The sequence below is a fragment of the Alistipes sp. CAG:268 genome (assembly GCA_000434235.1).
GTDB classification, from domain to species: Bacteria; Bacteroidota; Bacteroidia; order Bacteroidales; family Rikenellaceae; genus Alistipes; species Alistipes avistercoris.
Map to the genome: position 1 here is coordinate 59680 of FR892015.1, position 8179 is coordinate 67858.

The window sequence follows — 8179 nt, forward strand, 5'->3', positions numbered from 1 at the left end:
GAGCGTGGTGATGGTCGATCCGTCGCAGAGATGCATCCGCACGTACTCCCCTTCGCTTTCGATATAGACAATGTCGGCGATACGGACGAGCGAGACCTTGTAGTCGGCCTTGACGGAGATGTATTCGCGGTCTTTGGGTGTGGCCTCCGAGTCGCTGTCCGGCTGGGCCGGAAGCCTCCCCTGGCGGAGTTCGTAGAGCGAATTGGCCTTGGCGGCGGCGCGGCTGAAGTCGGCGAAGCTGAACGGCTTGAGCAGGTAGTCCACCGCGTCGAGCTTGAATCCGTCGATGGCGTATTCCGAGTAGGCCGTGGTGAAGACGACCATCGGCCGGTCGGTCAGCGCACGGACGAAGTCCACCCCGTTCAGGTCCGGCATGTTGATGTCCACGAAGATCAGATCGACCCGTTCGGAGGCCAGCCGCTGCTGGGCCTCGATGGCGTTGTTGAACGTGGCGGCCAGTTCGAGGTAGGGGATTTTGGCGATATAGGCGGATATCTGGCGCAGAGCCAGCGGCTCGTCGTCGATGGCGATACATTTAAGCATGGAGCGTCGGTATTACGAGGGTTACGGTGTAGGTCTCTTCCTCTTCGCGGATGTCGAGCGAGTAGTTCTTCTCGCCGTAGATCAGCGCGAGGCGTTTGCGGACATTCTCCAGCCCGATGCCCGGATCGTTCTTCCGCCCGCCCGCCGGGGCCGTATGGCGGCTGTTGGTCAGGGTGCTGGTCACCTGTCCGTCGGCATATTCGATCCGCAGGTGGATGAACGACGGGCGGTTGTAGCTGACGCCGTGCTTGAAGGCGTTTTCGACGAAGACGATCAGCAGCAGCGGCGGGATCGAGACCTGCTCGGGCAGGTTGTCGGGATATTCCACGCGGATTTGCACGTCGTCGGTGTAGCGGATGCGCATCAGCTCGATGTAGTTCTTCAGGAACATGATGTCGCGGTTGAGCGAGATCCGCTCGCTGCCCGAGTCGTAGAGCACGTAGCGCATCATCTTCGAGAGCTCGATCACGGCATTCTTGGCCGATTCGGCATCGATGTCGATCAGCGCATGGATGTTGTTGAGCGTGTTCATGAAGAAGTGCGGGTTGATCTGGTACTTCAGGTAGTCCATCTCGGCCTGCAGGTTCTGCCGCTTGAGCGCCTCCATCTGCTGTTCGTCGCGCATCGACTGGTAGATGAGCTTGATGCCGGTGTTGGCTCCGGTCATGAAGAAGCCGAGGATGACGTTCCAGTAGATCTCGAGGTTCGAGAACGAGGCCTTGCGGTAGGCATCGACCGCCTCCGCGTCGTCCTGCGGGCGAATGTCGAGCATGAGGTGCTCCTCGTAGAGCTCGACGAGCCAGAAGACTCCGATGATGAGCGCCAGATTGAGCAGCACGTATTTGCCGTATTTGCGGCGGAGCATGTACCTCGGGGCGAGGACGCAGTTGTGGATCAGGAAGATGATCAGGTAGGGCGCGATCTGCTGCCAGGCGATGAGTACGTTCTCGAGGTTGATGTGCATCTCGGACATCATCTGCGAGTTGAGCACCGGCACGAGGATGATGGCCGACCAGACCATCAGGTAGAGCAGGTTTTCGCCTATGGCTTGTTTGCGCTGTATCTTCATGGGACGGAAAACGGCGGCGGAGGATCCGGCGTCGATGCGATCCCGGATCTTCCGCCGCGAGTCTTGATTCGTGGTGTCAGTTGTCGAGCAGCGAGGCGCTGTAGAGGAAACGCTTGATACTCCGCTTGGGGGTCTTCTCGAACTCGGTGGGGTAGATCGTGATGTCCGAGACGCGTTCGTAGGCGGCCAGCTGCCTGTTGAGCTCCTGCAGGTTGTTCTGCATGATCTGCGGCAGTTCCGACTTGTCGATGCCCTCGGCGTCGGCCTGTTCGTAGTCCGGCACCACGAGGGCCCGCAGGCGGCCGTTGCCGGCATCGAGCACGAGCGATTCGAGTACCATATACATGTTGTTGAGTTTGTCCTCGATCTCCTCGGGGTAGATGTTCTGTCCGTTGCCCGAGAGGATCATCGTCTTCGACCGGCCGCGGATGTAGAGCGTGCCGTCGGGGTCCATCGTGCCCATGTCGCCAGTGTGGAGCCACCCCTCGTCGTCGAGCACCTGCTGCGTATCCTTCTCGTTCTTGTAGTAGCCCTTCATGACGTGCTCGCCGCGCACGAAGATCTCGCCGGCCACATGCTCCGGATCGGACGATTCGATCCTCACCTCGAGCAGCCCCTTCAGGTAGCGGCCGCACGAACTGGGCTTGAACTCGTTGTCGGGCGTGAAACTGATGAGCGGGGCGCATTCGGTCATGCCGTAGCCGATCGTGATCGGGAAGTGGATCTTCATCAGGAAGGATTCGGTCTCCTGGTTCATCGGGGCGCCGCCGACGATGAATATCGTGACGTTCCCGCCGAAAGCGTCCATGAGCTTCTTGCGGATGACCGAATAGATGGCCGTATTGAGCAGCGGAATCTTCATGGCGATCGACATGGGGCCCTTCTCCAGCATCGGGAGCACCTGCTTGCGGTAGATCTTCTCGAGGATCATCGGCACGCAACAGATGATCGTGGGCTTCACGACGGCCATAGCCTCGATGAGGATCTTCGGCGAGGGGATGCGGCCCAGCAGCGTGACGTGGCCGCCGACGGCCAGCGGGGCGAGGAAGTCGAACGCGCATCCATAGGCGTGGGCCAGCGGGAGGAACGAGAGGGTGCGGCCGCCGCGCTGGAAATAGTAGGTCCCGGTCTGGGTGTTGAGCGCCGTCTTGGCGAAAAGGACGTTGCCCGTGAGGTTGTTCACCGTGAGCATCACGCCTTTGGAGTATCCGGTCGTTCCGGAGGTGTAGTTGAGCAGGATGACGCGGTCGTTCGGGATATCGGGGTATTTGATGTCGCTGACGCTGAACCCGCGGGGGTATTTCGACCGGTAATTCTTTAGGATGTCGTGCTGAAACTTGGTGAGCGACTTTCCGTTGCGTTCGAAGATGACGTGGAAGTCCGTCAGCGAGAAGACCGCCTCGATCTGGCGGATGTGGTCCTCGTCGATCACGTCCCAGAAGTTGTCGCCGAGGAAGAGCAGTCGGCTCTCCGAGTGGTTGATGATGTGCGTCACGTCGGCCGGCGTGAAATCCTGGAGGATCGGGACGATGACGGCGCCGTAGGTGATCGTGGCGATGTAGGTGATGCACCAGCGGGGATTGTTGCGGCCGATCAGTGCAATCTTGTCGCCCTGCTTGATTCCCGCCTTCTTGAAAAGCAGGTGGAGTTTGGCAATCTCCTTGGCCATTTCGTAGTACGAAAAGGTCTCGTTCTTGAAGTAGTCGGTCAGCGCCGACATTTCGCGGTTCTCCCGGAAACTGGCTTCGTATATCTTGATCAGATTCTCCTCTAACATGGCAGTTGGTCTGTGTGTGTTTCGGTCGGTATGGCGGACGGTCGGCAGGCTATTCCGCCCTTTTGCCGGCTGCGGCATCCTTCCCGGCGGCATCCTTCCCGGCGTCGTCCTTTCGGGTCGATTCCTTTCCGGCCGGGGCGGCGGCTCCGGGTGCGGCACCCGGGGCTCCGGGGGCCTTTGCCTGTTGGGGCTTCCAGATGTAGATCTTCGATTCGGTGCCGGCGCGCAGCCGCTCGATATTCTTGCGGTGCGTGTAGAGCAGCAGGACGGCGATGACGAACGAGAAGACGACGAACGGGACGGACTCGTTCACCTTGGGCGAGATCATCGTGAATGCGGGGAAGCAGCATCCGGCGATCATCGACGAGAGCGAGACGTAGTGCGTGATCATGAGCACGACGAACCACACGCCGAAGCAGAGCAGTGCCACCGGGGGGTAGATTCCCGTGACGGCCCCGACGAGCGTGGCGACGCCCTTCCCGCCGCGGAATCCGGCGAAGATGGGGAAGATGTGTCCGAGCACGGCGGCGAACACGGCGATGATCTTGAGGTTGATGAGCCACATGTCGCTGACGTTCTCGTCGTACTTGAGCATCTCGATGAGCGTGACGGCGACGAATCCCTTCAGGAAGTCGAGCGCGAAGACGGGCAGTGCGGCCCGGCGGCCCAGCACGCGGAGCATGTTGGTCGTTCCGGCGTTTTTCGAGCCGTATTCGCGGATGTCGATGCCGTAGTATTTCTTGCCGATCCACACGGCGCTCGGAATCGAGCCCAGCAGATAGGCGATGATAATCATGGTGGTAGCGGTATAGTACGTCAGTATCATGGTCGTTTGTCCGGTAAGTTTTATTGGCAAATATAATGAATTTTTCCGGATCGCGAAGCCCGAATGCAAAAAACGGAGCGGCCGGAGGGCTTTTCGGAAGAATTTGTTATCTTTGCACACTTGTTCCTCCGCGGCTTTTCGCGAAGGCTTCCGGACGGTTTCCGGAACCCGTGCGGAGCGAGGTACGACGAAGAACCAACTAAAGCTATCTGACTATATGATGAAAACGAAGGCATTTCTTGAGCCGATGGGGTCGTGGGCGTGGTGGCGCTCGTGGATCCTGATCTTTTTCGGATGTTCGGTGATGGGTACCGGGTTCGTGTTGTTCGTCAATCCCTACAACTTCGTGCCGGGCGGCGTCTACGGCATGGGTATCGTCCTGCACAACATCTTCCCGTCGATCCAGGTCGGAACGTTCGGCTACATGTTCGACATCCCGCTGATGATCATCGCCATGCTCGTCTTCGGCGGGCAGTTCGGCACCCGCACGGTGCTGGCGGCGCTCTTCACGCCGGGATTCATGAACATCCTCACGCGGCTGGTCTATCCCGATGCCGCGGCCGTGGAGTCGCTCGACCCCTCGCTGCTGCTGGGCGGCCGGCTCGATCTGTCGAACGACCTGCTGCTGACGTGCGTGATCGGCGCCGTGGTGATCGGCGTCGGACAGGGCATCGTCGTGCGGCAGCAGGCCACTACGGGCGGCACCGACATCGTGGCGATGCTGTTGCAGAAATATGCCGGGATCAAGTTCTCGACGGGCATCTTCCTGGCAGACGGCTTTGTCGTGCTGTCGGGCCTCGTGGTCATCGGCTTCGGACTGGGAACCGGCGACGCCGACCCCAAGGGGTGGATGCTGACGCTCTATTCGCTCATCACGATCTACATCACTTCGCGGGTGATCGCATACATGCTCAACGGCGCCTCGTACGACAAACTGCTGTTCATCATCAGCAACCGGCACGAGGACCTCAAGCGCTTCATTATCGAGGATCTGGACCGCAGCGCGACCTACATCAAGGCCAAGGGCATGTACACCGATGCGCCGCGCGACATGATCTTCCTGGTGGTGAGCCGCAAGGAGGTGCATCTGGTGCAGCACCAGATCCGCGAGATCGATCCGCGGGCCTTCGTGGTCGTGACGGATGCCTACGAGACCTTCGGCGAGGGCTTCAAGCAGTTCCCCGACAAGAACTCGATACAGGCGGAATAAAAGAATGGATTTGAATTTGGATTTGAAACTGAACGTGAATACACTGCGGCCGCTCGCGGGCGAGGGGCGCAAACTCTTTGTCGAAACCTACGGCTGCCAGATGAACGTCGGCGATACGGAGATCGTCGTCGCACTCATGCAGCAGGAGGGCTATGTCTATACGGAGCGGATCGCCGAGGCGGACGTCATCCTGATCAACACCTGCTCGATCCGCGACAACGCCGAGCAGCGGATCTGGGGGCGCCTGGCCGAGATGAAACGCTACCGCCGCGAACGTCCGGGTCTGGTGATCGGCATCATCGGCTGCATGGCCGAGCGCCTGAAGGAGCAGCTTGTCGAGGGGCCGAATGCCGTCGATGTGGTGGCCGGGCCGGATGCCTACCGCGACCTGCCGCGCCTGGTGCGCGAGGCCGAGGCCGGCGGCAAGGGGGTCAATGTGCTGCTCTCGACTGAGGAGACCTATGCCGAGATCGCTCCGGTGCGCCTCGACCGCAACGGCGTGAGCGCCTTCGTGGGCATCATGCGCGGATGCAACAACTTCTGCTCCTACTGCGTGGTTCCCTATACGCGGGGCCGCGAACGGAGCCGTGATGCGGAGACCATCGTCGCCGAGGCCCGGAGCCTCTTCGAGAACGGCTACCGCGAGGTCACGCTGCTCGGTCAGAACGTCAATTCCTACCGGGCGGGCGATGTCGATTTCCCGGAGCTCATGCGGCGCGTGGCGTCGATCTCGCCGCTGCTGCGCGTGCGTTTCGCCACCTCCCATCCCAAGGACATGAGCGACCGCCTGCTGGAGGTCATGGCCTCGATGCCCAACATCTGCCGGACGATCCACCTTCCGGCCCAGTCGGGCGCCACGTCGATGCTCGAGCGGATGAACCGCAAGTACACGCGTGAGTGGTATCTCGGCCGGATTGCGGCCATCCGCAGCTACCTGCCCGACTGCGCCATCACGACCGACCTGATCGCCGGCTTCTCGGGCGAGACCGAGCAGGAACATCTCGAGACCCTTTCGCTTATGCGCGAGGTGGGTTACGAATTCGCCTACATGTTCAAGTATTCGGAGCGTCCGGGGACCTTCGCCTCGAAGCACCTCCCGGACGACGTGCCCGACGAGGTGAAGTCGCGCCGCCTGTCCGAGATCATCGCCCTGCAGAACGAACTGGGCCATGCGAGCAACCTGCGCGACGTGGGCCGGGAGTTCGAGGTGCTCGTCGAGGGCACGTCGAAGCGCAACCCCGACCAGTTGTCGGGCCGCACGTCGCAGAACAAGGTGGTGGTCTTCGACAGCGGCACGCACCGCGTGGGCGATTACGTGCGCGTGCGGATCACGGGATGCACGCCCGCGACGCTCATCGGCGAAGAGGTCGCGCAGCCGTCCTGCGGCGAAGAGGTCGCGCAGCAGTAGTTTTTGGTACAACAAGTTAAAGGCAAGGAGAAGAGAATTATGCGATTCGACGAACTCGATCTGGAGGATGAGATCCTCGACGGACTCGAAGACATGAACTTTCACGAGATGACCCCCGTGCAGGAGCACACCATTCCGGTGATCCTCGAGGGGCGCGACATCATCGGCTGTGCCCAGACCGGAACGGGCAAGACGGCGGCCTATACGCTGCCGTTGTTGAACAAGCTGCTCATCGAGGGCAATCCGGACAATGTGGTCAAGTCGGTCATCATCGTGCCGACGCGCGAGCTGGCACAGCAGATCGACCAGCAGTTCCAGGGCTTCTCGTACTACCTGCCCGTCTCGACGACGGTCGTTTACGGCGGCGGCGACGGCAAGGGCTGGGACGTGCAGAAGCGGGGCATGCTGATGGGGTCCGACGTGGTGATCGCCACTCCGGGACGCATGATCGCCCACCTGCAGAACAGCGGCGTGGACCTCTCGCATGTCGAGTACCTGATCCTCGACGAGGCCGACCGCATGCTCGACATGGGCTTCAGCGACGACATCATGAAGATCGTCTCCTACATGCCCCGGGAGCGGCAGACGATCATGTTCTCGGCAACGCTGCCTCCGAAGATCCGTGAGTTGGCGAAGACCATTCTGAGAAATCCGGCCGAGGTGAACATCGCCATCTCGAAACCCAACGAGGCGATCGACCAGTCGGCCTACATCTGCTACGAGAGCCAGAAGCTGGGGATCATCCGCGAACTGTTCGCCGAGCCGACCGATTCGAAGACGATCATCTTTTCGTCGTCGAAGATGAAGGTCAAGGAGCTGGCCCATACGCTCAAGCGCATGAAGCTCGAGGTGGCCGCGATGCACTCCGACCTGGAGCAGCCGCAGCGCGAGGAGGTGATGCTCAACTTCAAGAACAACAAGGTCAAGATCCTGGTGGCCACCGACATCGTGGCGCGCGGCATCGACATCGAGGATATCGGCCTGGTCATCAACTACGACGTGCCGCACGATCCTGAGGACTACATCCACCGCATCGGCCGCACGGCGCGCGCCGCAGCGACGGGCAGCGCCATCACCTTCGTTTCGGAGGAGGAGCAGGGCAAGTTCCACCAGATCGAGAAGTTCATCGAGCGCGAGATCCGCAAGGCCGACCTGCCGGAGAGTGTGGGCGAGGGCCCGAAATACAATCCCGAGGCCTTCTCCGGACGCGGCAAGGGGCGCGGCGGCCGCAGCAAGGGCGGTGACGGACGCGGACACGGACGCGGGCGCCGCGACCGGTTGCGCGACAAGGGACACAACAGCTCGTCGGCCCCGCAGCAGCAGGCCCCGCAGCAGACACAACAGCC

General features: G+C 61.1%; 7 protein-coding genes. 3 read left to right on the top strand and 4 right to left on the bottom strand.

Translation table 11 applies throughout. The features are described from left to right. From QZL63_RS09165 to plsY, 4 genes are all read right to left on the bottom strand, one after another. The coding region (locus QZL63_RS09165) for a LytR/AlgR family response regulator transcription factor (protein ID WP_290586664.1) at positions 1-543 on the bottom strand (543 nt) is incomplete at its 3' end. Next, positions 536-1612, bottom strand: coding sequence for a sensor histidine kinase (locus tag QZL63_RS09170; protein ID WP_290586668.1), 1077 nt, complete (start codon positions 1610-1612; stop codon positions 536-538). The genes QZL63_RS09165 and QZL63_RS09170, both read right to left, overlap by 8 nt. Positions 1613-1688: 76 nt before the next feature. Then, positions 1689-3389 carry an AMP-binding protein gene (locus QZL63_RS09175; protein WP_022309016.1) on the bottom strand — a complete coding sequence of 567 codons (1701 nt, stop codon included), beginning with the start codon at positions 3387-3389 and terminating at the stop codon, positions 1689-1691. Positions 3390-3438: 49 nt separating this feature from the next. Beyond that, on the bottom strand, positions 3439-4215 hold the full coding sequence (gene plsY, locus QZL63_RS09180) for a glycerol-3-phosphate 1-O-acyltransferase PlsY (RefSeq protein WP_022309017.1): 777 nt from the start codon (positions 4213-4215) through the stop codon (positions 3439-3441). A 220-nt stretch (positions 4216-4435) separates the two neighbouring features. Between plsY and QZL63_RS09185 the strand changes: the two genes are divergently transcribed. From QZL63_RS09185 to QZL63_RS09195, 3 genes are all read left to right on the top strand, one after another. Next, entirely contained in the window at positions 4436-5425 is a 990-nt protein-coding gene (locus tag QZL63_RS09185) for a YitT family protein (RefSeq protein ID WP_290586677.1), read from the top strand. Between the two features lie 4 nt (positions 5426-5429). Then, positions 5430-6833, top strand: coding sequence for a tRNA (N6-isopentenyl adenosine(37)-C2)-methylthiotransferase MiaB (gene miaB, locus QZL63_RS09190; protein ID WP_022309019.1), 1404 nt, complete (start codon positions 5430-5432; stop codon positions 6831-6833). Between the two features lie 39 nt (positions 6834-6872). After that, positions 6873-8179, top strand: a 1307-nt coding sequence (locus QZL63_RS09195) for a DEAD/DEAH box helicase (RefSeq protein ID WP_290586671.1), incomplete at its 3' end; no start/stop codon positions are given.

Bases quoted from the DNA above. Each gene is read 5' to 3' on its own strand.
- QZL63_RS09185 (WP_290586677.1), top strand. From the start codon at position 4,436: ATGAAAACGAAGGCATTTCTTGAGCCGATGGGGTCGTGGGCGTGGTGG.
- plsY (WP_022309017.1), bottom strand. From the start codon at position 4,215: ATGATACTGACGTACTATACCGCTACCACCATGATTATCATCGCCTAT.
- QZL63_RS09170 (WP_290586668.1), bottom strand. From the start codon at position 1,612: ATGAAGATACAGCGCAAACAAGCCATAGGCGAAAACCTGCTCTACCTG.
- QZL63_RS09175 (WP_022309016.1), bottom strand. From the start codon at position 3,389: ATGTTAGAGGAGAATCTGATCAAGATATACGAAGCCAGTTTCCGGGAG.
- miaB (WP_022309019.1), top strand. From the start codon at position 5,430: ATGGATTTGAATTTGGATTTGAAACTGAACGTGAATACACTGCGGCCG.